Annotated in this window: 22 protein-coding genes and 1 tRNA gene; 22 read left to right on the forward strand and 1 reads right to left on the reverse strand. The window is 70.5% G+C overall.

From position 1 onward, the window contains the following. Positions 1–136: 136 nt before the first annotated feature. A complete protein-coding gene (locus tag ABH925_RS08285) occupies positions 137–289 on the forward strand; it encodes a hypothetical protein (RefSeq protein WP_370146484.1) in 153 nt (50 codons plus the stop codon). Positions 290–485: 196 nt separating this feature from the next. On the opposite strand, the gene ABH925_RS08290 is transcribed toward ABH925_RS08285, so the two are convergent. Beyond that, positions 486–557: transfer RNA gene (locus tag ABH925_RS08290), tRNA-Arg, on the reverse strand. A 191-nt stretch (positions 558–748) separates the two neighbouring features. On the opposite strand from ABH925_RS08290, the gene ABH925_RS08295 reads away from it, so the two are divergent. The 21 genes from ABH925_RS08295 (at position 749) to atpA (ending at position 24,717) form a co-directional block, all read left to right on the forward strand. Beyond that, complete coding sequence (locus tag ABH925_RS08295; RefSeq protein ID WP_370146485.1) at positions 749–1,174, forward strand: response regulator; 426 nt, start codon at positions 749–751, stop codon at positions 1,172–1,174. 247 nt (positions 1,175–1,421) lie between these two features. Continuing rightward, positions 1,422–3,083 (forward strand): arginine--tRNA ligase, encoded by a 1,662-nt coding sequence (argS, locus tag ABH925_RS08300; RefSeq protein WP_370146487.1) that lies wholly within the window; start codon positions 1,422–1,424, stop codon positions 3,081–3,083. A gap of 82 nt (positions 3,084–3,165) precedes the next feature. Further along, positions 3,166–4,557 carry a diaminopimelate decarboxylase gene (gene lysA, locus ABH925_RS08305; protein ID WP_370146489.1) on the forward strand — a complete coding sequence of 464 codons (1,392 nt, stop codon included), beginning with the start codon at positions 3,166–3,168 and terminating at the stop codon, positions 4,555–4,557. A gap of 151 nt (positions 4,558–4,708) precedes the next feature. Next, positions 4,709–5,992 carry a homoserine dehydrogenase gene (locus ABH925_RS08310; protein WP_370146490.1) on the forward strand — a complete coding sequence of 428 codons (1,284 nt, stop codon included), beginning with the start codon at positions 4,709–4,711 and terminating at the stop codon, positions 5,990–5,992. A 5-nt stretch (positions 5,993–5,997) separates the two neighbouring features. Then, on the forward strand, positions 5,998–7,128 hold the full coding sequence (gene thrC, locus ABH925_RS08315; protein WP_370146491.1) for a threonine synthase: 1,131 nt from the start codon (positions 5,998–6,000) through the stop codon (positions 7,126–7,128). A 272-nt stretch (positions 7,129–7,400) separates the two neighbouring features. Beyond that, positions 7,401–8,342 (forward strand): homoserine kinase, encoded by a 942-nt coding sequence (gene thrB, locus ABH925_RS08320; RefSeq protein WP_370146492.1) that lies wholly within the window; start codon positions 7,401–7,403, stop codon positions 8,340–8,342. Between the two features lie 604 nt (positions 8,343–8,946). Next, on the forward strand, positions 8,947–11,100 hold the full coding sequence (rho, locus tag ABH925_RS08325) for a transcription termination factor Rho (protein WP_370146495.1): 2,154 nt from the start codon (positions 8,947–8,949) through the stop codon (positions 11,098–11,100). 183 nt (positions 11,101–11,283) lie between these two features. Beyond that, complete coding sequence (locus ABH925_RS08330; protein ID WP_370146496.1) at positions 11,284–12,402, forward strand: LCP family protein; 1,119 nt, start codon at positions 11,284–11,286, stop codon at positions 12,400–12,402. Between the two features lie 212 nt (positions 12,403–12,614). After that, positions 12,615–12,839, forward strand: coding sequence for a 50S ribosomal protein L31 (gene rpmE, locus ABH925_RS08335; protein ID WP_370146498.1), 225 nt, complete (start codon positions 12,615–12,617; stop codon positions 12,837–12,839). 125 nt (positions 12,840–12,964) lie between these two features. Then, positions 12,965–14,047 carry a peptide chain release factor 1 gene (gene prfA, locus ABH925_RS08340; RefSeq protein WP_370146499.1) on the forward strand — a complete coding sequence of 361 codons (1,083 nt, stop codon included), beginning with the start codon at positions 12,965–12,967 and terminating at the stop codon, positions 14,045–14,047. Positions 14,048–14,150: 103 nt separating this feature from the next. Further along, complete coding sequence (prmC, locus tag ABH925_RS08345) at positions 14,151–15,017, forward strand: peptide chain release factor N(5)-glutamine methyltransferase (protein ID WP_370146500.1); 867 nt, start codon at positions 14,151–14,153, stop codon at positions 15,015–15,017. 85 nt (positions 15,018–15,102) lie between these two features. Next, positions 15,103–15,750, forward strand: a complete 648-nt coding sequence (locus tag ABH925_RS08350; protein ID WP_370146502.1) for an L-threonylcarbamoyladenylate synthase — start codon at positions 15,103–15,105, stop codon at positions 15,748–15,750. Between the two features lie 209 nt (positions 15,751–15,959). Beyond that, complete coding sequence (locus tag ABH925_RS08355; protein WP_370146807.1) at positions 15,960–16,556, forward strand: protein-tyrosine-phosphatase; 597 nt, start codon at positions 15,960–15,962, stop codon at positions 16,554–16,556. Between the two features lie 171 nt (positions 16,557–16,727). Continuing rightward, entirely contained in the window at positions 16,728–18,005 is a 1,278-nt protein-coding gene (glyA, locus tag ABH925_RS08360; RefSeq protein ID WP_370146504.1) for a serine hydroxymethyltransferase, read from the forward strand. A 162-nt stretch (positions 18,006–18,167) separates the two neighbouring features. Further along, complete coding sequence (locus tag ABH925_RS08365; RefSeq protein ID WP_370146506.1) at positions 18,168–19,529, forward strand: glycosyltransferase family 4 protein; 1,362 nt, start codon at positions 18,168–18,170, stop codon at positions 19,527–19,529. 216 nt (positions 19,530–19,745) lie between these two features. Beyond that, the gene (locus ABH925_RS08370; protein ID WP_370146808.1) at positions 19,746–20,198 is read left to right on the forward strand and encodes a hypothetical protein; all 453 of its coding nucleotides are present in this window, start codon (positions 19,746–19,748) and stop codon (positions 20,196–20,198) included. A gap of 291 nt (positions 20,199–20,489) precedes the next feature. Then, positions 20,490–21,299 (forward strand): F0F1 ATP synthase subunit A, encoded by an 810-nt coding sequence (gene atpB, locus ABH925_RS08375; protein WP_370146507.1) that lies wholly within the window; start codon positions 20,490–20,492, stop codon positions 21,297–21,299. Positions 21,300–21,376: 77 nt separating this feature from the next. Beyond that, positions 21,377–21,616 carry an ATP synthase F0 subunit C gene (atpE, locus tag ABH925_RS08380; protein ID WP_370146508.1) on the forward strand — a complete coding sequence of 80 codons (240 nt, stop codon included), beginning with the start codon at positions 21,377–21,379 and terminating at the stop codon, positions 21,614–21,616. Positions 21,617–21,659: 43 nt separating this feature from the next. Next, positions 21,660–22,205: a F0F1 ATP synthase subunit B gene (locus tag ABH925_RS08385; RefSeq protein WP_370146809.1), complete on the forward strand. Its 546-nt coding sequence runs from the start codon at positions 21,660–21,662 to the stop codon at positions 22,203–22,205. Further along, a complete protein-coding gene (locus tag ABH925_RS08390; RefSeq protein WP_370146510.1) occupies positions 22,202–23,017 on the forward strand; it encodes a F0F1 ATP synthase subunit delta in 816 nt (271 codons plus the stop codon). The genes ABH925_RS08385 and ABH925_RS08390 overlap by 4 nt, the downstream gene beginning before the upstream one ends. Before the next feature lie 125 nt (positions 23,018–23,142). Next, positions 23,143–24,717, forward strand: a complete 1,575-nt coding sequence (atpA, locus tag ABH925_RS08395) for a F0F1 ATP synthase subunit alpha (protein ID WP_370146512.1) — start codon at positions 23,143–23,145, stop codon at positions 24,715–24,717. Positions 24,718–24,733 lie beyond the last annotated feature (16 nt).

The raw sequence follows: 24,733 nt of genomic DNA on the forward strand, positions 1-24,733 counted from the left end.
CGTACTTCGACGCCAAGACCTGGGACGATTCCGCCCGTCCGTGCCTGCCGTGCTCGTCGGGGTACACCGAGCGAGACGGCAAACGGGTCGGGGCGCTCGCCGCGCGGTCAAGCTGCCCGCGAAGAAGTCCTTCGACGTGGTGGACGCCCTCGTCATGGTCGTGGCCGCGCACCACGGACGCACTCTGGTGGTGAGCACCGACCTGGACGACATGCTCGCCCACCGCGAGGCCCTGGGCGAACACCAGGTCGGCATCGTCCACCCCGACCAGCCAGACCGCATCCTCTGACCGCGGCTCCGGCTGCGGCGGGAACGGGCGATGCCTTTTCGGGTGCTGTTCGCAAAGGTTGGGGCGACCTCCTGGCTGGCCGTCAGTAAGCCAGTGTCGGGTGGGGCACATGACCGATGGGCCCTCGAACATGACGAAGGCCCAGAGTCACGGGATCATCCCGTCGACCTGGGCCTTTGTGGCGCTTACTGCGAAGTGCCCCCGGTAGGATTCGAACCTACGCACCCGCCTCCGGAGGGCGGTGCTCTATCCCCTGAGCTACGGGGGCGCACTGTCTTGCGACGTGGTGAACACTACCAGTCCTCGGCTGGTGCTCGTGCACAGGTTTTCCGTGCGGTCGTGTCGCCGCGTGGGGTGAGTCGGTCGGGTCCGTGTGGTGGCCGGTGGCTGGTGGGCGACCGTGGGTGGATCGGGGGAAAGCGGGGACAGGGAGTCACCCGTCCGCCTACCCTGAGTGATATGTCCGGCTCGTCGGGACGGGTCCTCGTGGTGGATGACAGCGAGGTGATCCGCCAACTGATCAGGGTCAACCTGGAACTTGAGGGGTTCGAGGTGGTGACCGCGGCCGATGGTGCCGAGTGCCTGGACGTCGTCCATGAGGTACGACCCGACGTCATCACCCTCGACGTCGTCATGCCGCGGCTGGACGGGCTGCGCACCGCGGCGCGGCTGCGGGCGGATCCGCGGACCAGTCATCTGCGGATAGCGATCGTCAGCGCGTGTACGCAGCTGGACCTCGAACGGGGGGAGTCGGTCGGCGTCGACGGCTATCTCGGCAAGCCGTTCGAACCGATGGAGCTGATCGCCCTGGTGCGTCGGCTGGCGCAGCGGGGCGCCGTGGACGGGCCGACCGAGCTGCCGGGGTACCTGGGCCGGCCGGGCTGACGTCGTCGACGGGCCACAGTCACCCCGCCTCGACCGGGCTGACGTTGCCGGCGGGCGTCGGCCTTCACCCCACGTCGACCCGGGCTGAACGTCGTTGCCGGGCCGTGCCCATCGCCGCCGTACCTGCCTCCGCCCGAGCAGGCATTTCGCTGTGCGCGAACATCGGGCCATCCGGCGCTGGACATGAACGTCTCAGCCCCTAAACGCTGTGGCGGACCAGGCCCCCTTCTCGCCTAGGCTTGCACCCGTGACACCCGCAGAGCTTTCCCAGGCAGTCCAGTCCGCGGTTCGTGCCGTCGTTGAGGCGGGCGAGCTGACCGTCGCCGTCCCCGAGACGGTGACCGTCGAGCGGCCCAAGAACAGGGACCACGGCGACTACGCCACCAACGTGGCCCTCCAGCTGGCGAAGGCGGCGGCGACGCCCCCGCGCCAGGTGGCCGAGTTGGTCGCCGCCCGCCTGCGAACGCTGCCCGGGGTCGCCAGGGTCGACATCGCCGGGCCCGGCTTCATGAACATCACCTTCGACGCCGCCACCCAGGGCGAGCTGGCCCGCACCATCGTCGCCGCCGGTGCGGCGTACGGGCACAACGAGACCTTCGCCGGCCAGCGGATCAACCTGGAGTTCGTCTCGGCGAACCCCACCGGCCCGATCCACATCGGCGGGGTCCGCTGGGCCGCCGTCGGTGACTCGCTGGGCCGGATCCTGCGTGCCTCCGGCGCGGCGGTGACCACCGAGTACTACATCAACGACGCCGGTGTGCAGATCGCCAAGTTCGGCGGCTCGCTCTTCGCCGCCGCGAACAAGCAGCCGGTCCCGGACGACGGTTACGTCGGCGAGTACATCAACGACATCGCCGCCGACATCGTCGCCGCCAACCCCGGCATCCTCGGCCTGCCCGAGGACGAGCAGCGGGAGCTGTTCCGGACCGAGGGCCTGCGGCTGATGGTCGCCGAGATCCAGCGCTCCATGGAGGAGTTCGGCGCGCACTTCGACGTCTGGTTCTCGGAGAAGTCGCTGCACGACTCCGGCGCCGTCGAGAAGGCCGCCGAGCGGCTGCGCGAGCAGGGCCACGTCTTCGAGCTGGACGGTGCGACCTGGCTGCGCACCACCGACTTCGGCGACGACAAGGACCGGGTGCTGGTCAAGGCCGACGGCGAGACCACCTACTTCGCCGCCGACGCCGCGTACTACCTCAACAAGCGGGACCGCGGCTTCGACGTCAACGTCTACATGCTGGGCGCGGACCACCACGGCTACGTGAACCGGCTGAAGGCCATCGTGGCGTGCGCGGGCGACGACCCGACGCACAACATCGAGGTGCTGATCGGCCAGTTCGTGAAGATGCTGAAGAACGGTGAGGAGGTCCGCATGTCCAAGCGTGCGGGCAACATCATCACCATCGACGACGTCATCGACTGGATCGGCGTCGACGCCGCGCGCTACACCCTCTCGCGCTCGTCCACGGACTCCACGATCACTCTCGACATCGACGTGCTCACCAGCGCGTCGAAGGAGAACCCGGTCTACTACGTCCAGTACGCACACACCCGGATGTGCGGTGTCGCTCGCAATGCCGGTGACCTCGGCATCGACAAGGGGGCGGCGGAGGACTTCAAACCGGAGCTGCTCAGCACCGAGTGGGAGATCGACCTGCTCGGCAAACTCGGGGAGTTCCCGCGGATCGTCGCCAAGGCGGGCGAACTGCGCCAGCCCCACCACGTGGCCCGCTTCCTGGAGGAGCTGGCGGCGAAGTACCACCGCTTCTACGACGAGTGCCGCATCCTCCCCATGGGTGACGACGAAGTCACCGACCTGAACCGCGCCCGCCTCTGGCTGGCCGAGGCGACCCGTACCGTGATCGCCAACGGCCTGGCCCTGCTGGGCGTTTCAGCTCCCGAACGTATGTGAGCCGGGCGAGGGGCGCGAGGGTGGTCCACCTCCTTCGCGCCCCTCGCTGTACCGCTCGTGACATCCCCTGGAGACATCGCAGATGAGCCGTTCCGCCCACCCCGCCGGTCCGCGCCACGGGGACGTCCTGCCCGAGGGGCACTTCACCGCACCTCCGGCCGACCTCAACCGCCTTGACCCCAAGGTCTGGGCCCGGACCGTCTCCCGGGGCCAGGACGGCGTGGTCACCGTCGGCGGGATCGACGTGCAGACGCTGGCCGAGGAGTTCGGCACGCCCGCCTACATCCTCGACGAGCAGGACTTCCGCGCCCGCTGCCGCGCCTGGCGGGACGCCTTCGGCCCCGGCGCCGACGTCTACTACGCCGGGAAGGCCTTCCTCTCCCGTGCGATCGTCCGCTGGCTGCACGAGGAGGGCCTGAACGTCGACGTCTGCAGCGGCGGCGAGCTCACCGTCGCGCTGTCCGCGGGGATGCCGGCGCACCGGATCGCCTTCCACGGCAACAACAAGTCCCAGGCCGAGCTGGAGTACGCGGTCAAGTCCGGGGTCGGCCATGTCGTCGTCGACTCCTACGAGGAACTGGCCCGGCTCTCCTGGACCGCCGAGCAGCAGGGCGTCCGGCAGAAGATCCTGATCCGGGTCACCGTGGGCGTCGAGGCGCACACCCACGAGTTCATCGCCACCGCCCACGAGGACCAGAAGTTCGGCCTCTCGCTCTCCGGCGGTCACGCCGCCGAGGCGGTGCGCCGGGCGCTGACCCTGGACGGCGTCGAGCTGGCCGGGATCCACTCGCACATCGGTTCGCAGATCTTCGACACCGCCGGCTTCGAGGTCGCCGCCCGCCGGGTGGTCGGGCTGCTGGCCGAGGTCAAGGCCGAGCACGGCGTCGAGCTCCCCGAGATCGACCTCGGCGGCGGCCTCGGCATCGCCTACACCAGCGACGACGACCCGCGCGAGCCGGCCGAGATCGCCGTCCAGCTGGCGGACATCGTCAGCCGCGAGTGCGCGGGGGCGGGCCTCGCCACGCCGCGGCTGTCGGTGGAGCCGGGCCGCGCCATCGTCGGTCCCACCGCCTTCACCCTCTACGAGGTCGGCACGGTGAAGCCGCTGGAGGGTCTGCGCACCTACGTCAGCGTCGACGGCGGGATGTCGGACAACATCCGCACCGCCCTCTATGACGCCGAGTACTCGGTCGCGCTGGTCTCCCGCAGCTCCGGCGCCGAGCCGATGCTCTCGCGGGTGGTCGGCAAGCACTGCGAGTCCGGCGACATCGTGGTGAAGGACGCCTTCCTGCCGGCCGACGTGGCCGCCGGCGACCTGCTGGCCGTGCCGGCCACCGGGGCCTACTGCCGCTCCATGGCGAGCAACTACAACCACGCCCTGAAGCCCCCGGTGGTGGCCGTCTCGGACGGGGCCGCCCGGGTGATCGTGCGCCGCGAGACGGAGGAGGATCTGCTGCGTCTCGATATCGGCTAGCGAAATCATCGTCTCAAAGTCTGATACAGACGAAGATTTATCGACGTTGTCCCCGAGACTTGTCACCGACGGACCTCGTCTCACAAGACGCCGTCACAGTCAATCCATGAATGAGTCGGCAGAGAGCTAGTCGGCAGAGCGGAGTCGGACGATGCGCACACTGAAGGTAGCGCTCCTCGGTTGTGGAGTAGTAGGCACCGACGTGGCCCGCATCATGACGACGCACGCGGCCGACCTGGCCGCCCGCATCGGTGCCCCGGTGGAACTGGCCGGGGTCGCCGTGCGCCGGGCGAACCGGCCCCGGCCGGGCATCCCCGAGCACCTGATCACCACGGACGCCACCGAACTGGTGAAACGCGACGACATCGACGTGGTGATCGAGGTCATCGGCGGCATCGAGCCGGCCCGGGGCCTGATCCTCACCGCCTTCGACAACGGCGCCTCGGTGGTCAGCGCCAACAAGGCGCTGCTCGCCGCCGACGGCGCGGCGCTGCACGCGGCGGCCGGCCGGGCCGGCGTGGACCTGTACTACGAGGCCGCGGTCGCCGGGGCGATCCCGCTGATCAGGCCGCTGCGGGAGTCGCTGGCCGGGGACAAGGTGAACCGGGTCCTCGGGATCGTCAACGGCACCACCAACTTCATCCTGGACAAGATGGACAGCACCGGCGCCGGGTACTCCGAGGCGCTGGAGGAGGCCACCGCGCTCGGCTACGCCGAGGCGGACCCGACCGCCGACGTCGAGGGCTTCGACGCCGCCGCCAAGGCCGCGATCCTGGCGGGCATCGCCTTCCACACCCGGGTCACCGCCGACGACGTGTTCCGTGAGGGCATCACCGAGGTCACCGCGGGCGACATCGCCAGCGCCAAGGCCATGGGCTGCGTGGTCAAGCTGCTCGCCATCTGCGAGCGCAGCGCGGACGGGGTCTCGGTCACCGCCCGGGTGCACCCGGCGATGATCCCGCTGACCCACCCGCTGGCCAACGTCCGCGGTGCCTACAACGCGGTGTTCGTCGAGGCCGACGCCGCCGGGCAGCTGATGTTCTACGGCCCCGGCGCCGGCGGCGCGCCGACCGCGAGCGCGGTGCTCGGCGACCTGGTGGCGGTCTGCCGCAACAAGCTGGCCGGTTCCACCGGACCGGGCGAGTCGGCGTACGCTCAGCTCACCGTCAATCCCATGGACGATGTGGTCACCCGCTACCACGTCAGCCTGGACGTCGCCGACAAGGCAGGTGTCCTGGCGCAGGTCGCCACCGTCTTCGCCGAGCACGGCGTGTCCATCGACACGGTCCGGCAGCAGGGCCGGGAGGGCGACGCCTCACTCGTCGTAGTCACCCACCGCGCCACTGACGCCGCGCTGTCCGCCACGGTCGCCGCTCTGCGGACACACGACCAGGTCAGAGGTGTGGCCAGCATCATGCGTGTCGAAGGGGAATGAATCCAATGAGCACCACCAGCGTCCACTCCCACGGCGCCCGCACCCACCAGTGGCGCGGCCTGATCGAGGAGTACCGCGACCGCCTCCCGGTGACGGAGGCCACCCCCGTGGTCACCCTGCTGGAAGGCGGTACGCCGCTGGTCCCGGCCCAGCTGCTGTCCGAGCGCACCGGCTGCGACGTCTACCTGAAGGTCGAGGGGGCCAACCCCACCGGCTCCTTCAAGGACCGCGGCATGACCATGGCCATCTCGAAGGCCAAGGAGGACGGCGCCCAGGCCGTCATCTGCGCCTCCACCGGCAACACCTCCGCCTCCGCCGCGGCCTACGCGGTGCGGGCCGGGATGGTCTGCGCGGTGCTGGTCCCGCAGGGCAAGATCGCGCTTGGCAAGATGGGCCAGGCGCTGGTCCACGGCGCGAAGATCCTGCAGGTGGACGGCAACTTCGACGACTGCCTGACGCTGGCCAGGGACCTCTCCGACCGCTACCCGGTGGCGCTGGTCAACTCGGTGAACCCGGTCCGGATCGAGGGCCAGAAGACCGCCGCGTTCGAGATCGTCGACATGCTCGGCGACGCGCCCGACATTCATGTGCTGCCGGTCGGCAACGCGGGCAACATCACCGCCTACTGGAAGGGCTACCGCGAGTACGCCCGGCCGACGCCGGTGGCAACCCCCGGCGCCGAGGGCACCCTCCCCGCCGTGTCCACCCGCACCCCGCGGATGTGGGGCTTCCAGGCCTCCGGCTCGGCGCCGATCGTGGACGGCGCGCCGGTGCTGCAGCCGCAGACCATCGCCACCGCGATCCGGATCGGCAACCCGGCCTCCTGGGACTTCGCGCTGGCCGCGCGGGACGAGTCGGGCGGACTCATCGACAAGGTGACCGACCGTCAGATCCTTTCCGCATACCGGCTGCTGGCCGCGCGCGAGGGCGTGTTCGTGGAGCCGGCGTCGGCCGCGAGCGTGGCCGGGCTGCTGCAGGCGGCCGAGCGCGGGCTGGTCGACCCGGGCCAGCGGATCGTCTGCACGGTGACCGGCAACGGCCTCAAGGACCCGGACTGGGCGGTGGCCGGCGCGCCGCAGCCGACCACCATCCCGATCGACGCCGAAGCCGCCGCGGAGCGGCTCGGCCTGGCGTAACGGAGACCTGGGTCGAGGGTCGGCCGTCAACCCGGTGGGCGCCGCGCCACCAACGGGTGGGCGGCCCACGGCCAAGGGCCGGCCATGTCCGTCCCTGTTCGTCCGGGCCTCTCGACCACGGTCCCGGTGCGGGGCCCGCCCGACCGGCGGGTCCCGCATCGCGGATCCCGGCGGCTTTCCGCCGCCGACCACCAGCGTGGGTGTATCTCCTCAGAACTGTTCTTCGATACGCTGAGGTGACCCCCAGAATCAGATCCAGGAGCGACCGCGACATGCCCGCCCCCGCCTTCCGCGCCGCCGCGACCCGCGTCCGCGTGCCCGCGACCAGCGCCAACCTGGGCCCGGGCTTCGACTCCTTCGGTCTCGCCCTCGGCCTCTACGACGACGTCGTGGTCCGGGTCGCCGACTCGGGTCTGGACGTCGACATCGCCGGCGAGGGCGCGGACACGCTGGCCCGCGACGAACGGCATCTGGTGGTCCGGGCGATGCGGGCCGCCTTCGACCGGCTCGGCGGCCAGCCCCGGGGCCTGGAAGTGGTCTGCGCCAACCGGATACCGCACGGCCGGGGCCTGGGCTCCTCCTCCGCCGCCATCGTGGCCGGTATCGTCGCGGCCCGTGCCGTGACCGTCGGCGGCGCCGAACTCATGGACGACGCCGCGATGCTGACGCTGGCTTCGGAGATCGAGGGCCATCCCGACAACGTCGCCGCCTGCCTCCTCGGCGGCTTCACCATTGCCTGGACCGACTCCGAGCACAGCGGCCACGGTGCCCATGCGATCACCCTCACCCCCTCCACCGAGGTCGTGCCGGTGGTCTTCGTCCCGGCGAACCCGGTGCTCACCGAGGTCGCCCGGGGCCTGCTGCCGGCCACCGTGCCGCACGCCGACGCCGCCGCCAACGTGGGCCGCGCCGCGCTGTTCGTCGAGGCGGTCACCCGCCGCCCGGAACTGCTGCTGGCCGCCACCGAGGACCGGCTGCACCAGGACTACCGGACCCCGGCCATGCCGCAGAGCGCCGCCCTGGTCGCCCGCCTGCGCGCGGAGGGGATCCCGGCGGCGATCTCCGGGGCCGGACCCACCGTGCTGGCCCTCACCGACTCCGGCACCGCCGACAAGGCGCTCGGATTCGCCGGCCCGGACTGGGCCGCGCACCGGCTCGGCCTGGATCTGGACGGCGCCGGGGTTCGGCCCCTGGCGGCTCCGGGGGCGGAGTGACCGCCGGATGACCACCGATCGCACCCGCACCGCCGCCGCGGCACCGGCGCGCATCGCCTGGGGAATCCCCTCGGGACCTGCACAGGACCGTGCGGCGGGCTTGAGCGGAGGGTGCGATCGGGGACACGATTGGCAGACACACAGTGGGGGAATGTTTGTTGGGTCCAGTAGTGTTAATCTCATGTCTGCACCAGGTGCCCTACGGGGCCCGGTGCGCCGCGTCCCGATCCCGGTCCGCTCCGCCCAGCGGGGTGACCGTTCCGGGACAGCAATTCTCCGGGAGCCCGCCACAGCGCGTACGCAGCCTGCCTGCGCAAGTGTGACCGCATCCCGAAGCCGTGTCGGTGCCTCAGCCCGCATGTGACGCACATGGCCTGCAACAGACCACGCAGCCGTGCTGAGACTGCAGTTTGGGGATGGAGTGTCGTGACACGCGACGGGGGCCCGGTAAGCGGTGTGCGTCAGCACACAGCACCGCAACAGTTCGTATGACCGCCATCCGGCGGACCACCGCCCCGTACCTGTGAAAACGAGCGCAGGGACGGACAGCACAACCGGTCGCCGAGCCAGACAGGCCGACGTCCGCTCCAGGGAAGGACCCTTCGTGAGCGACACCACCGATCTGATGGGCGCGCGCCCGGACGCTGACGCGTCGGACGCAACCACGGCCCCCGCGCCGAAGCGCCGTCGGACCACGGGCACCGGGCTGAACGCCATGGTGCTCGCAGAGCTGCAGCAGCTCGCCACCGGCCTCGGCATCAGCGGCACCGGCCGGATGCGCAAGAGCGACCTCATCGACGCCATCAAGGCGAAGAACGGCGGGGACCCGCTGCTCGCCGCCGAGGCGCCGGCCGCCAAGCGCGCCTCCCGGGCCGTCAAGGCCACCCCGGACAGCGGCGCCGAAGCCGCTGCCGCCCCGGCCGCCGAGTCGGCCGAGGCTCCCGCCCCGGCCCGCCGCACCGCCCGGTCCCGCGCCGCCGAGCAGCAGCAGATCGACATCCCGGTGCAGTCCGCGACCGACGCCCCGGCCGCCGAGCGGGCTCCGCGTCGCAGCCGCCGGGCCACCGCCCCGGTGACCTCGCTCACCACCGCGGCCGAGGCCGCGCCGCAGGACACCGTCGCCCCTGCTGCCGAGCCGGCCGCCTCGGTGGCCACCGAGGTGCGCGAGCGTCCGGCGCAGGAGCAGGGCCGCACGGACGGTTCCGAGGTCCGCGAGAACGGCCGTCGGGACCGTCGCGAGCGCCGTGACCGTGCCCAGGACAGCACCGCCGGCACCGGCACCTCCGGTGGCGCGGGCACCGCCGTGGTCGAGTCCGAGGGCGGCGAGTCCCGCCGCGACCGCGCCGAGCGGGGCGAGCGCGGCGAGCGCCGCAACCGTCGCGACCGCGGGGACCGGGGCCAGCAGCAGGACGGCGCCGGCAGCCAGGGCGGCCGTGCGGCCGGTCAGGGCGGCAACGTCCAGGGCGGCCAGAGCCAGGGTCAGGGCCAGGGCGGCAACGTCCAGGGCGGCTACCCGGACGACGACGAGTTCGGCGGCGGCCGTCGCCGCGGCCGCTACCGCGACCGCAACCGGCGCAACCGCCGTGACGGCTTCGAGGGCCCGGCCGAGCCGCAGGTCAACGAGGACGACGTGCTCATCCCGGTGGCCGGCATCCTGGACATCCTGGACAACTACGCCTTCGTGCGGACCTCCGGCTACCTGTCCGGCCCCAACGACGTGTACGTGTCGCTGGCCCAGGTTCGCAAGAACGGTCTGCGTAAGGGTGACGCGATCACCGGCGCGGTGCGGCAGCCGAAGGACGGTGAGCGGCGGGAGAAGTTCAACGCGCTGGTGCGTCTGGACTCGGTGAACGGCAGCGAGCCGGACTCGGGCCGCAACCGTCCGGAGTTCAACCGGCTGACCCCGCTGTACCCGCAGGAGCGGCTGCGTCTGGAGACCGATCCGGGTGTGCTGACGACCCGGATCATCGACCTGGTGGCGCCGATCGGGAAGGGTCAGCGTGGTCTGATCGTCGCCCAGCCGAAGACCGGCAAGACGATGATCATGCAGGCGATCGCCAACGCGATCACGCACAACAACCCCGAGTGCCACCTGATGGTCGTCCTGGTGGACGAGCGTCCGGAAGAGGTCACCGACATGACCCGTTCGGTGAAGGGCGAGGTCATCTCCTCGACCTTCGACCGTCCGGCCGAGGACCACACCACCGTCGCCGAGCTCGCCATCGAGCGTGCCAAGCGGCTGGTGGAGCTGGGCCACGACGTGGTCGTGCTGCTGGACTCGATCACCCGCCTGGGCCGTGCCTACAACCTGGCGGCGCCGACCTCCGGACGCATCCTGTCCGGTGGTGTCGACTCGACCGCGCTCTACCCGCCGAAGAAGTTCTTCGGTGCCGCGCGCAACATCGAGAACGGCGGCTCGCTGACCATCATCGCCACCGCGCTGGTCGACACCGGCTCGCGCATGGACGACGTGATCTTCGAGGAGTTCAAGGGCACCGGCAACATGGAGCTCAAGCTCGACCGCAAGCTCGCCGACAAGCGGATCTTCCCGGCGGTGGACGTGGACGCGTCCAGCACCCGCAAGGAGGAGATCCTGCTCGGCTCGGAGGAGCTCGCGATCACCTGGAAGCTGCGCCGGGTGCTGCACGCCCTGGACGGCCAGCAGGCAATCGAGCTGCTGCTGGACAAGATGAAGCAGACCAAGAGCAACGCCGAGTTCCTGATGCAGATCGCCAAGACGACGCCGGGCCAGGACTGATCCAGCGCCGTTCCACCGGTCACCTCGCCGCCGCCCCGGGCCACCGCCCGGGGCGGCGGCGTCTGCGTTTCCGGAGGGAGGCTGCTTACTGATGGAGGCTGTGCGTTCCGACGGGAGATCACGTAGCCTCAGCAAAGGTCGCAAAAGGTAAGAAAATTGGACTAAAGGACGGACTGGGCGCCGATGACGGACGACGCGAGGCCGAACGACGGGTCGGCGACCGGTGCGCCGAACGGGGGCCCCGGCCGCGGACGGCCCTGGAGCAGGCGTCGGCGCGTCCTGGTCGGCGCGGTCTGCGGGGTCACCGCCGTCGTCGTGCTCTGCGCCGCGGTCGGCGGCTTCCTCTACTGGAAGCTCAACAGCAACCTCAGGACCGTCGACATCGGCGCGGCGCTGGGCAGCGACCGTCCGGCCGCCTCCGCCGCCGGCGCCATGAACATCCTGGTGCTGGGCTCCGACTCGCGGTCCGGCGCCAACGGGCAGCTGGCCGGCGGCGCCGACGACGGCACCTCGCGCTCGGACACGTCCATGGTGGTCCACATCAACGAGCGGCACGACCACGCCGACGTGGTCAGCATCCCCCGGGACACCCTGGTCGACCGGCCCGCCTGCACGTCGGTGAAGGGCACCGGTACGGTGGCCGCCGTCCAGGGGGCCATGGTCAACAGCGCCTACGAGGTCGGCGGGCCGGCCTGCGCGGTGAAGACCGTGGAGGCGATGACCGGGCTGCGGATGGACCACTTCGTCGAGGTCGACTTCTCCGGCTTCGCCAAGCTGATCGACGCGCTGGGCGGGGTCACCGTGACCACCACGGTCGACATCGACGACACCGACAGCGGCCTGCACCTCCAGGCCGGCACCCACCGCCTCGGCGGTGACCAGGCCCTGGCCTTCGTGCGCACCCGGCACGGGGTGGGCGACGGCAGCGACCTGGGCCGGATCCAGCTGCAGCAGCAGATGATCAAGTCCATCCTGGTGCAGCTCCAGAGCCTGGACCTGTGGAGCAGCCCCACCAAGCTCTACGACATGGCCGACACCGCGACCAGCTCGATCACGACCGACAGCGACCTGGGCTCGGTCGCCTCGCTGATCTCCTTCGCGGAGAGCCTCAAGGGGATCGGCGCGGACCGGACCGCCGGGGTGACCATGCCGAACACGGTCGCGCCCAGCGACGCCAACCGGGTGGTGCCGCTGGAGCCGGAGGCCACCGCGCTCTGGACCGCGCTGCGGGCGGACCTGCCGGTCCCGCAGGCCGTACTGGCGCTGCAGCAGCCCAACCCGGCCACACTGACCCCGCGCTGACCCCGCGCTGAGCCGGTACCGCCGTCGGCCGAGGCCCGTGCTCCGGCCGTCCCGAGCCCGGGGCCGCGACAGGGGCGCGCCCCCGGAATAGATGCCGGGACGTCCCCGTTTTGGGAGATACGGCCAGTGCTGGCAGACTGGTACGTCGGTCCCGGTTCACGGACGGCAGCCCGCTCTCCGACCCGGAACCCTCCCGAACCTAGGAGCATCCCTTGAAGCCCGAGATTCACCCGACCTACGTGGTCACCCAGGTCACCTGCACCTGTGGCGCCTCGTTCACCACCCGCAGCACCGAGCCGTCCGGCCAGATCCGTGCTGAGATCTGCTCGCAGTGCCACCCCTTCTACACGGGCAAGCAGAAGCTCATGGACACGGGTGGCCGCGTCGCCCGCTTCGAGGCTCGCTTCGGCAAGAAGCACGCCGCCAAGCAGGGCTAGCGACCTGTCGGCGCCGGCCGGATGCATCCTCCCAGCGGGGGTGCACCCGGTCGGCGCCGTTCGCGTTGCACTGTCCCCACCCGGTCCACAGCTCGTCACGTATCGTCGGAAGAAGGCACAGCCCCATGTTCGAGGCAGTCGAGGAGCTCCTGAGTGAGCACGCGGTCCTTGAGGAGCGGCTCGCCGACCCCGCCGTGCACGCCGACCAGGGCGAGGCCCGCAAGCTGTCCAAGCGCTACGCGGAGCTGACCCCGATCACCGCCGCCTACCGCGCCTGGCGGCAGACCGGCGAGGACATCGAGACCGCGCGCGAGCTCGCCGACGTCGATCCCGACTTCTACGCCGAGATCAAGCAGCTGGAGCAGCGCCGCGACGAGCTCACCGAGGACCTGCGCCTGCTGCTGGTGCCGCGCGACCCCAACGACGACAAGGACGTCATCCTTGAGGTCAAGGCGGGCGAGGGCGGCGAGGAGTCGGCGCTGTTCGCCGGTGACCTGCTGCGGATGTACCTGCGCTACGCCGAGAAGGTCGGCTGGAAGACCGAGATCATCGACTCCAACGAGTCCGACCTCGGCGGCTACAAGGACGTCCAGGTCGCCGTGAAGACCCGGGGCGGGGCCACCGAGCCCGGCCAGGGCGTCTGGGCCCGGCTGAAGTACGAGGGCGGCGTGCACCGCGTCCAGCGCGTCCCGGCCACCGAGTCGCAGGGCCGGATCCACACCTCCGCAGCCGGTGTCCTGGTCACCCCCGAGGCCGAGGACGTGGAGGTCGAGATCAACGCGAACGACCTGCGGATCGACGTCTACCGCTCCTCGGGGCCCGGCGGCCAGTCGGTCAACACCACCGACTCGGCGGTCCGCATCACCCACCTGCCGACCGGTATCGTCGCCTCCTGCCAGAACCAGAAGAGCCAGCTGCAGAACAAGGAGGCGGCCATGCGCATCCTCCGCTCGCGGGTGCTGGCCGCCGCTCAGGAGGAGGCCGACCGGGAGGCCAGCGACGCGCGCCGCAGTCAGGTGCGTACCGTGGACCGTTCCGAGCGCATCCGCACCTACAACTTCCCGGAGAACCGCATCTCCGACCACCGCACCGGCTTCAAGGCGTACAACTTGGACCAGGTGCTCGGCGGCGAGCTCGACCCGCTGATCCAGTCGGCGGTCGACGCCGACGCCGCGGCGCGGCTGGAAGCCGCGGCGCAGAACAACTGACCCGCACGACCCGCACCTGACCACGCCGGACCCACGCAGAGTCGGCCCACACAGAGTCGACCCACAGACGAGTCGACCCACACAGAGTCGGAGGAGGCACGCAGTGAACCTGCTGCTCGCCGAGGTGGCCCAGGCCACCCAACGGCTGGCCGCCGCGGGCGTGCCCTCGCCGCGCTTCGACGCCGAGGAGCTCGCCGCGTTCGTGCACGAGGTCAAGCGGGGTGAGCTGCACACCGTCGCGGACGGCGACTTCGACGCCCGCTACTGGGAGGTCATCTCCCGCCGCGAGGCCCGCGAGCCGCTGCAGCACATCACCGGGCGGGCCTTCTTCCGCTATCTGGAGCTCCAGGTCGGCCCCGGGGTATTCGTGCCGCGCCCGGAGACCGAGTCGGTGGTCGGCTGGGCCATAGACGCGCTGCGCTCCATGGACGTCGCCGAGCCGCTGGTGGTCGACCTCTGCACCGGATCCGGCGCGATCGCGCTGGCGCTGGCGCAGGAGGTCCCGCGCAGCAGGGTGCACGCCGTGGAGCTGTCCGACCAGGCGTACGCCTGGGCCCGCCGCAATGTGGACGCCAGCCCGGACGCCCCCCGGATCAGCCTGGTCCAGGGCGACGCCACCACCGCCTTCGACGACCAGCCGGAGCTGCACGGCCGCTTCGACCTGGTGATCAGCAACCCGCCGTACATCCCGCTGACGGAGTGGGAGTACGTCGCCCCCGAGGCCAGGGACCACGACCCGGAGCTCGCGCTGTTCTCCGGCGAGGACGGCCTGGACACCATCCGGGGGATCGAGAAGGTCGCCGCCCGGCTGCTCCGCCCCGGCGGCGTGGTCGTGATCGAGCACGCCGACACCCAGGGCGGCCTGGTCCCGTGGATCTTCCGCGAGGAGTCCGGCTGGACCGACGCGGCGGACCACCGCGACCTGAACAACCGCCCGCGCTTCGCCACGGCCCGCCGGGCCGCGCTGTGACCGTGCCATCCGCAACCGTGATGCCGGCCGCGACCGTGATGTCTCCCACCGTGATGTCCGCCGCCCAGGGAAGGGGCCCGCACCGATGAGCCGCCGCTACGACTGTGCCGATCCGAGCGACCGCGCGGCGGGACTGCGCGAGGCCGCCTCGGCGATCCGCCGCGGCGAGCTGGTCGTGCTGCCCACCGACACCCTGTACGGGATCGGCGCGGACGCCTTCAAGCCGGAGGCGGTCGCCGACCTGCTGGCCGCCAAGGGCCGGGGCCGCAGCATGCCCACCCCCGTGCTGGTCGGCTCCCCGACCACGCTGCACGGCCTGGTCAGCGACTTCTCCGAGTCGGCCTGGGAGCTCGTGGACGCGTTCTGGCCCGGCGGCCTGACCCTGGTCACCCGGCACCAGCCGTCGCTGCGCTGGGACCTGGGCGACACCCGGGGCACCGTCGCGATCCGGATGCCGCTGCACCCGGTCGCCATCGAACTGCTGACCATCACCGGCCCGCTGGCCGTCTCCAGCGCCAACCGCACCGGCGGCACCCCGCCGGCCGACTGCGACGAGGCGCAGCGCCAGCTCGCCGACAGTGTCTCGGTGTACCTGGACGGGGGACGGGCCGACCACGCCGTCGCGTCCTCGATCGTCGACGTCACCGGCAAGGTCCCGGTCCTGCTGCGGGAGGGTGCGCTGACCGCCGCCCAGCTCCGCGAGGTGGTACCCGACCTGGAGGTCGGCAGGTGACCGCACACCCCGGAGGGCATCCCGGCGGTACGCAGCTGATCGGACCGCGTCGCGCGGTGCCGCTGAGCGCCGCCGCGCCGTCGGCCGGCGTCCCGCTGCCCGGCACGGTCGTCGGCCACGGTAACGGCGGCCAGAGCACCGGCCGGCACTCCCGTCCGGTCCCGCGCCCGTACTACGGCGGCGCGGAGCCCCGGCACGGTGCCTTCACGATCCTCTACGTCTGCACCGGCAACGTCTGCCGCTCGCCCATCGCCGAGCGGCTGACCCGGCACGAGCTGGTGCACCGGCTCGGCGACCGGGCCGGCGGGATCGTGGTCGAGAGCGCCGGCACCTGGGGCCACGAGGGTGCTCCGATGGAGTCCAACGCGGCGGAGATCCTCGGCGAGTACGGCGCGGACCCGCGCGGCTTCGTCGGCCGCGAGCTGCTGGACGAGCATGTGATCGGCGCGGACCTGGTGCTGACCGCGACCCGCGACCACCGGGCCCAGGTGATCTCCATGGGCCACGCCGCCGGGCTGCGGACCTTCACGCTGAAGGAGTTCACCCGGCTGGTGCGGGCGATAGATCCGGCGACCCTGCCCGAGGCGGCGGACCACCCCGGCGAGGTCGCCGACCGCGCCCGCGCGCTGGTCCGCGCGGCGGCGGCGCTGCGCGGGTGGCTGCTGGCGGCCACTCCGGAGGCGGACGAGGTCGACGACCCGTACGGTGCGCCGCTGGGGATGTTCCGCAACTGCGGCGAGGAGATCTTTGACGCGCTGGACCCGATCGTCACCGCACTCACGGGCGTAGCCCGGGTCCCTGCTTAGGACCTTGGGGGCGCGGGGTTCGGTGGGATCAGCCCGCTACGGAGGCGCTTGGTTGGCAGCGCAGTTCCTCGCGCCCCCGAGCCGTCCTTCGGACGGCTTTCAGGCCGGGCGGGGCGGGGGTTGCCGTCCTACAGTGAGCTGCAGGGCTCTACCGGTAGGGAGTGGGCGGCTATGACAGAGGTCAGTGGCACGCTCCAGCAGAGCGACCCCGCGCTGGCCGCGATCCTGGACGCCGAGCTGGACCGGCGGCAGCGCGAGGTGCACCTGCTGGCGGGGGAGAACTTCGCCTCACCCGAAGTGCGGGCGGTCCTCGCCGGGCCGCTGGGCGACAAGTACGCCGAGGGCTACCCGGGCCGGCGGCACCACAGCGGGTGTGCGCAGGCCGACGCCGCCGAGCGGCTGGCGGTCGACCGGGCGAAGGCGCTGTTCGGCGCCGAGCACGCCAACGTCCAGCCGTACACCGGCACCTCCGCCGTGCTGGCCGCGTACGCCGCGCTGCTGCGGCCGGGTGACGCGGTGCTGGCGATGTCGCTGGCGCACGGCGGCCATCTGTCCCAGGGCTCGGGCTCCAACTTCTCCGGCCGCTGGTTCGACTTCACCGGCTACGGGGTGCGCGAGAGCGACGGCCTGATCGACCTGGACCAGGTGCGTGACCTGGCCCGGGCGGTGCGCCCGAAGGCGATCGTGGCCGGGGCGATCTCCTACCCCCGGGCCATCGACTGGGCCGCGTTCCGGGCCATCGCCGACGAGGTCGGCGCCTATCTGGTGGCGGCGGCCGCACAGACCATCGGACTGGTGGCCGGCGGGGTGCTGGACTCCCCGGTGCCGTATGCGGACGTGGTGTGCGGGGTGACCCACAAGGTACTCGGCGGACCGCGCGGCGGACTGCTGCTGTGCAGTGCCGAGCTGGCCGGACGGGTGGACCGGGCGGTGTTCCCGTTCACCCAGGGCGGTCCGGAGATGAACCAGATCGCGGCCAAGGCGCTCGCGCTGGGGGAGGCGGCCAAGCCGGAGTTCGCCGGCTACGCCCGGCGGTCGGTGGCCAACGCCCGGCTGCTGGCGGCCGGGCTGGCCGAGCAGGGCCTGCGCCTGCTGACCGGCGGCACCGACACCCACCTGGTGACCGCGGACGCCCGGCCGCTGGGCCGGACCGGGCACGAGGTCGAGCGCGCCTGCGAGGCCGCCGGACTGCTGCTGGGCACCTGCGCGGTCCCGTTCGAGGACGTCCCGCCGGTGCAGTCGTCCGGGGTGCGGCTGGGCACGGCCTGCGTCACCACCCAGGGCATGGGCGGAGCGGAGATGGCGGCGCTGGCCGACCTGGTCGGCCGCGCGGTCCGCAGCGGCGAGGCGTCGGCTGCGACCGCGGAGCTGGCCGCCGAGGTGGCCTCGCTGGTCGGGCGGTTCCCGGTCGACCGGGACGCCCGCAGGCCCGCCGAATCATCGGCATAGGTACGTATAGACAAAACCGCAATGGTGGTTTCGGGCGTCCAGGTGAATAGGGTGGGGCGCTGTGACGCACCTTGGATCCCACCCGGCTCTTACGACTCGGCCGCTATGCTCTGCCGGAGTCACGGGGGTGCCGACCGCTAGCTCTAGGGATGGAGGGCGCTGGTGCGCGAGTTCCTGCTGACGCTGTGCGTCGCGGCTGCGGTCACCTACCTGCTGACCGGCCCGGCCCGGAAGTTCGCCATCATGGCCGGGGCGATGCCCCAGATCAGGGAACGCGACGTCCACAAGGAGCCGACCCCCCGGCTCGGTGGCATCGCGATGTTCGGCGGGCTGTGCGCGGGCCTGCTGGTCGCGGCCAACCTCAGCACCATGACCAGCATCTTCCAGGGCGGCGACGGCGGCAGCGACGTCCCGGCACTGCTCTCCGGCGCCGCGATCATGTGGATCATCGGGGTGCTGGACGACAAGTGGGGCGTGGACGCGCTGGTGAAGCTGGGCGGCCAGATGGTGGCCGCCGGCGTCATGGTCTACCAGGGCGTCACCGTGCTCTACCTGCCGGTGCCGGGCTACGGCGCGGTGTCGGTCGGGCCGACCTGGGGCACCTTCATCGCCGTGGCGCTGGTGGTGATCAGCGTCAACGCGGTCAACTTCATCGACGGCCTGGACGGCCTGGCGGCCGGCATGGTCTGCATCGCGGCGCTGGCCTTCTTCGCCTACTCGTACCGGCTGTCCTACACCTACGGGATCCCGGACGCGCTGCCGGCCACCCTGTTCAGCGCCATCCTGGTGGGCATCTGCCTGGGCTTCCTGCCGCACAACCTGCATCCGGCGCGGATCTTCATGGGGGACTCGGGGGCGCTGCTGCTCGGGCTGCTGCTCTCGGTCTCGATGATCTCGCTGACCGGCCGCATCGACCCCAGCGTGATCACCGCGCTGAACAACGGGTCGCAGACCCAGGCCACCCACGCCATGGTGCCGATCTACATCCCGCTGCTGCTGCCGCTGACGGTGATCGCCATTCCGCTGGCGGACCTGGTGCTCGCGGTGGTGCGGCGGACCTGGGCCGGCAAGTCGCCGTTCGCGGCCGACAAGGGGCATCTGCACCACCGGCTGCTGGAGATCGGGCACTCGCACAGCCGGGCCGTCATGATCATGTACTTCTGGGCGGCGCTGTTCGCCTTCGCCACCGTCGCCTTCTCGCTGAACCACACCGCGCTGCTGGTGGTGGAGATCGCCATGTCCGCCTGCGTGGTGGGCATCGTGGTGCTGCTGATGCCGCGCTTCAAACCGCACGCCCCCCGGATAGCCGAGCGCTTCGTACCGCCCCGCTACCGCCAGCCGGACGGGGCGCCGGTCGAGCCGGTAAGAGAAGTTCTCACCGAGCCGTCGGTTCCCGAGCTCGCGGTCACCGCCACGTTCTCGCAGGCGGACGAAGAGCTGCTCAGGAAGATCGGGACCGGCGCACACGCCTCGGGACGGCAGTCGGGTGCATCCGGACGAATCGTGCGTAACTCCTCCGGGTGACCTCCGTGTGGCATGGAGCACACGGCTAGGGTAAAGACTCGGCCAAATAGCTTGTGATACCGTTCACGACATCAGGAGAAGAGCCGAAGGACCTTACGGGAGAAGGTTGTTCGGTTGCGACCCGCCTCGCGGGTCTGTGACGCGGGTAGTTGACGCAGTGCTCTCTCCTCCCTTACTTGGTCACCTGTTTCCCCCATCGCGCCGGAGTTGACGACGATGCTGTCCAACGACGCCCGGATCCTCAGAGGATCGGCAGTCCTTGCCGCTCCCGTGGGGGTCGTCGCCGCTGTCGTCAGCACCGTGGTGGCTGGTGAGAAGGGGCTGGTCGGTGCCCTGGTCGGGCTGGCTGTGGTGCTCGTGTTCTTCGGACTGGGGTTCTGGGCACTGATGCGGATCACCCAGGACAAGCCACAGCTGGTGATGACGGCAGGACTGCTGGTCTACGCGGTGCAGATGCTGATGGTCGGCCTCTTCATCGTCGTGTTCAAGAACACCACGCTGTTCAACGGCAAGGCCTTCGCCCTCACGCTGCTGGTCACCACGCTGGCCTGGGTGGGCGGTCAGGTCCTGCACACCATGCGCTCCAAAACGCTGTACGTCGACCCTGAGCCCTCGGTGCCCCAGGAACAGGCACGGTCCGCGAAGGCGAAGCCCCGAGATGGGGCATAAGGGCGGGCTAAAGACGCTTCATCCTGATCTGCTATCGTCCGGAATCGCATCCGGCCGAGGAAGCACCTCCCGCCCGAAGGGCGGGGGAGGGCTAGACAGCCCCCTCGGCGTGCGGCGTGCCCGGATCAGCAGCTGTAGCAACGGTGCAGATCCCGGCGGTGTCAGGTCCTCGGTCCTCGAACCGGGTCGACCGCACCACCAACCCCACGTCCCAGTGCCGACCAGTGGCCATGAAGGCCGCGCCGACACACAAGGTTGCAGTTCTGATGCGTCACGACGAAGGAGTCACGGGTGAGTGCCCAAACGCTGCTCGCTGAGAGCGGTTGCCACATTCAGCCCTCTGGCTGTGGATTCCCGGCCCCGAGTCTCAACACGTTCGACTTCAAGCCGATCTTCAGCATCGGCAGCTTCCACTTCACCAAGCCGATGCTGCTCGCGCTCATCTGCATGGTGCTGGTCGTCGGATTCTTCTGGGCGGCGTTCCGCAAGCCCAAGCTGGTCCCGGGGAAGCTCCAGCTGGTCGGCGAGATCGGTTACACCTTCATCGCCCGTGGCATCGCCCGCGATGTGATCGGCAAGAAGGGCGACAAGTTCGTTCCCTTCCTGACCTCGATCTTCTTCTTCGTGTGGTTCATGAACATCATGTCCATCATCCCGCTCGCCCAGTTCCCTGTGGCTTCCCGCTTCGGGTACCCGGTGGCGCTGGCGCTGGTGGTGTGGGTCACGTACATGTACCTGACGTTCAAGACCCACGGCTTCAAGGGCGGGGTCAAGAACCTGGTCTGGATGGACGGGCTGCCCAAGCCGCTCATCCCGCTGATCGTGTTCCTGGAGTTCCTGCAGAACGTGATCACCCGGCCGTTCACCCTCGCGGTGCGGCTCTGGGCCAACATGTTCGCCGGCCACATGCTGATCGTGATGTTCAGCGTCGCCAGCTGGTACCTGCTGACCCCCTCGATCATGTCGGCCTTCGCGGGCGGCTCGTTCATCCTCGCCGTCGGCATGACCGCCTTCGAGGTCCTGATCCAGTTCCTGCAGGCCTACATCTTCACGCTGCTGACTTCGCTGTACATCAACGGAGCGCTCGAAGAGGGTCACTGACCCGCCCCGCACCACCCCAAGACTTCCGCTGGGAAGCCCCCCAGCGGACCGTATGACACAGGAAGACACGGATAATCATGTCTGCTGCTGCAGTTGAGCTCGCCGCCGGCGTTTCCGGCAACCTCGGCGCCGTCGCGTACGGTCTCGCCGCCATCGGCCCCGGCGTGGGCATCGGCCTGGTCTTCGGCCACTCGATCGAGGCCATGGCGCGTCAGCCCGAAGCCATGCCGATCATCCGCCAGAACATGTTCCTGGGCTTCGCCCTCTGTGAGGTTCTGGCGCTCCTCGGCCTGGTCGTCCCCTTCATCTTCAAGTAAGCCGACCAGCCAGTAGCCACACTCGACGAAAGGCTCAGACATGATGACGTTCATCGCTGAGACCGGGGCTCAGAATCCTCTGATCCCCGACACGGCAGAACTGATCATCGGCCTGCTCTGCTTCTTCATCGTCTTCGGCTTCCTCGGTAAGAAGCTCCTGCCCGGCATCCAGAAGACCCTGGACGAGCGGCACGACGCGATCGAGGGTGGCCTGGAACGGGCGGAGAAGGCGCAGACCGAGGCCAACCGCACGCTGGAGGAGTACAAGGCCCAGCTCGCGGAGGCCCGTCACGAGGCCGCTCGGATCACCGAGCACGCCCGTGAGCAGGGTGCCCTGATCATCGCGGAGATGAAGGAAGAGGGCCAGCGTCAGCGCGAGGCCATCATCGCCGCGGGCCACGCCCAGATCGAGGCGGACCGCCGCCAGGTGACGAACGTGCTCCGACAGGACGTCGGCCGCATCGCCACCGACCTGGCCGGCAAGGTCGTCGGCGAGTCCCTTGAGGACGCCGCGCGGCAGAGCCGGATCATCGACCGCTTCCTCGACGAGCTCGACGCGAAGTCTGCCGAGTCTGCGGGTGCCAAGTGAGCAGTGCCACGCGTCAGTCGAACGCCGCAGCCCGTGAGCGCCTTGAGGCCCTGACGGACAGCACGTCCGTGGACCTCGCCGCGCTCGGTGCGGACCTGCTGGCCGTGACCGGTGTGCTGGACCGCTCGGTCTCGCTGCGCCGGACCCTCACCGACCCGGCCGCGTCGGGTCAGCGCAAGGCCGACCTGGTCGGCGCGCTCTTCGGCGGCAAGATCGGCGCCGAGGCGCTCGACCTGGTCGCCGGCATGGTGCGCTCCCGCTGGGCCGTCTCGCGCGACCTGGTGGACGGCATCGAGGTGCTGGCCGCGTACGCGGAGATCATCGGTGCGGACAAGGCCGGTGCGCTGGACGAGGTCGAGGACGAGCTGTTCCGCTTCGGCCGGGTCGTGGCGAGCAGCACCGAGCTGCGCTCCGCGCTCACCGACGGAGCCGCCACCGCGACCGCCAAGGGCGAGCTGGTCAAGCGTCTGCTGGACGGCAAGGCCAAGCCGCAGACCGTGCGTCTGGTCGCCGCCCTGGTGACCCAGCCGCGTGGACGTAGCCTGGAAGGCGGCCTGGAGGAGTACTCCCGGCTGGCCGCCGGTCGGCGCGAGCGCGTGGTCGCCCTGGTGACCACCGCGGTGCCGCTGTCGGACGCGCAGAAGGAGCGCCTCGGCGCTTCGCTGGCCCGGCTGGTGGGCCGGCAGGTCCACCTGAACGTCGACGTGGACCCCGCGGTCCTCGGCGGTGTCCGGGTCGAGATCGGCGACGAGATCATCGAGGGCACCATCGCGAACCGTCTCGACGGCGCGCGACAGGGCCTGGCGGGCTGAAGCCCAAGCAGCATCCGACCCTCGGTCGGTAAACACGGTCAGTTCGTCAGGCTGGCCGAGAGTCGAATACTTGCGGCCCTCCACGGGCGGGCCGAGGATCGCAACTAGGAGAGCAGGGAACCCAGATGGCGGAGCTCACGATCCGGCCGGAGGAGATCCGGGACGCGCTGGACAACTTCGTCCAGTCGTACCAGCCGGACGCCGCCTCGCGTGAAGAGGTCGGCACGGTCGTCTACACGGCGGACGGCATCGCCCGAGTCGAGGGCCTGCCCTCGGTCATGGCGAACGAGCTGCTGAAGTTCGAGGACGGTACCCTCGGCCTCGCGCTGAACCTCGACACCCGCGAGATCGGTGTCGTCGTCCTCGGCGAGTACAGCGCAATCGAGGAGGGCCAGTCGGTCCGCCGCACCGGCGAGGTCCTGTCGGTCCCCGTGGGCGAGGGTTACCTCGGCCGCGTGGTCGACCCGCTGGGCCAGCCGATCGACGGCCTCGGCGAGATCGAGTCCAGCGGCCGCCGCGCCTTGGAGCTGCAGGCTCCCGGCGTCATGGTCCGCAAGTCGGTGCACGAGCCGATGCAGACCGGCATCAAGGCCATCGACGCGATGACCCCGATCGGCCGCGGCCAGCGTCAGCTGATCATCGGCGACCGCCAGACCGGCAAGACCGCGGTGGCGATCGACACGATCATCAACCAGCGCGACAACTGGCGCTCCGGCGACCCGAAGAAGCAGGTCCGCTGCATCTACGTCGCCATCGGCCAGAAGGGCTCCACCATCGCCTCCGTGCGCGGTGCGCTGGAGGAGGCGGGCGCGCTGGAGTACACGACCATCGTCGCCGCCCCGGCGTCCGACCCGGCCGGCTTCAAGTACCTCGCCCCGTACACCGGCTCGGCCATCGGCCAGGAGTGGATGTACGACGGCAAGCACGTCCTCATCATCTTCGACGACCTGAGCAAGCAGGCCGAGGCGTACCGCGCCGTGTCGCTGCTGCTGCGCCGCCCGCCGGGGCGTGAGGCCTACCCGGGTGACGTCTTCTACCTGCACTCCCGTCTGCTGGAGCGTTGCGCCAAGCTGTCGGACGAGCTGGGCGCGGGCTCGATGACCGGTCTGCCGATCATCGAGACCAAGGCCAACGACGTCTCGGCGTACATCCCCACCAACGTGATCTCGATCACCGACGGTCAGTGCTTCCTGGAGTCCGACCTGTTCAACGCCGGCATCCGCCCGGCCGTGAACGTCGGTATCTCGGTCTCCCGCGTCGGTGGCTCCGCGCAGATCAAGGCGATGAAGTCGGTCGCCGGCCGGCTGCGTCTGGACCTGGCCCAGTACCGCGAGCTGGAGGCCTTCGCGGCCTTCGGTTCCGACCTGGACTCGGCCTCCAAGGCCCAGCTGGAGCGCGGTGCCCGTCTGGTCGAGCTGCTGAAGCAGGGCCAGTACCAGCCGTTCCCGGTCGAGGAGCAGGTTGTCTCGGTCTGGGCCGGCACCACCGGTCAGCTGGACAACGTCCCGGTCGAGGACATCCGCAAGTTCGAGCGTGAGTTCCTGGACTTCCTGCGCCGCGAGCACAAGGGCGTCCTGACCACGATCGTCGAGACCAGCAAGCTCGAGGACGGCACGATCACCTCCCTGACCGAGGCCATCACCTCGTTCAAGAAGGAGTTCACCACCTCCCAGGGCGCGCTTCTCGGCGACTCGGCCTGACGAGAGACGGAAAGGA

Origin of the sequence: Streptacidiphilus sp. EB129 (genome assembly GCF_041262645.1) — a bacterium.
In the GTDB taxonomy this organism is placed as follows: Bacteria; Actinomycetota; Actinomycetes; order Streptomycetales; family Streptomycetaceae; genus Streptacidiphilus.

Excerpts from the sequence above, each read along its gene's own strand:
- prfA (WP_370146499.1), top strand. The coding sequence starts at position 12,965 with ATGTTCGAGGCAGTCGAGGAGCTCCTGAGTGAGCACGCGGTCCTTGAG.
- ABH925_RS08370 (WP_370146808.1), top strand. The coding sequence starts at position 19,746 with ATGCTGTCCAACGACGCCCGGATCCTCAGAGGATCGGCAGTCCTTGCC.
- ABH925_RS08330 (WP_370146496.1), top strand. The coding sequence starts at position 11,284 with ATGACGGACGACGCGAGGCCGAACGACGGGTCGGCGACCGGTGCGCCG.
- ABH925_RS08350 (WP_370146502.1), top strand. The coding sequence starts at position 15,103 with ATGAGCCGCCGCTACGACTGTGCCGATCCGAGCGACCGCGCGGCGGGA.
- thrC (WP_370146491.1), top strand. The coding sequence starts at position 5,998 with ATGAGCACCACCAGCGTCCACTCCCACGGCGCCCGCACCCACCAGTGG.
- ABH925_RS08385 (WP_370146809.1), top strand. The coding sequence starts at position 21,660 with ATGACGTTCATCGCTGAGACCGGGGCTCAGAATCCTCTGATCCCCGAC.
- atpE (WP_370146508.1), top strand. The coding sequence starts at position 21,377 with ATGTCTGCTGCTGCAGTTGAGCTCGCCGCCGGCGTTTCCGGCAACCTC.
- ABH925_RS08310 (WP_370146490.1), top strand. The coding sequence starts at position 4,709 with ATGCGCACACTGAAGGTAGCGCTCCTCGGTTGTGGAGTAGTAGGCACC.
- ABH925_RS08295 (WP_370146485.1), top strand. The coding sequence starts at position 749 with ATGTCCGGCTCGTCGGGACGGGTCCTCGTGGTGGATGACAGCGAGGTG.
- thrB (WP_370146492.1), top strand. The coding sequence starts at position 7,401 with ATGCCCGCCCCCGCCTTCCGCGCCGCCGCGACCCGCGTCCGCGTGCCC.
- glyA (WP_370146504.1), top strand. The coding sequence starts at position 16,728 with ATGACAGAGGTCAGTGGCACGCTCCAGCAGAGCGACCCCGCGCTGGCC.
- atpA (WP_370146512.1), top strand. The coding sequence starts at position 23,143 with ATGGCGGAGCTCACGATCCGGCCGGAGGAGATCCGGGACGCGCTGGAC.
- lysA (WP_370146489.1), top strand. The coding sequence starts at position 3,166 with ATGAGCCGTTCCGCCCACCCCGCCGGTCCGCGCCACGGGGACGTCCTG.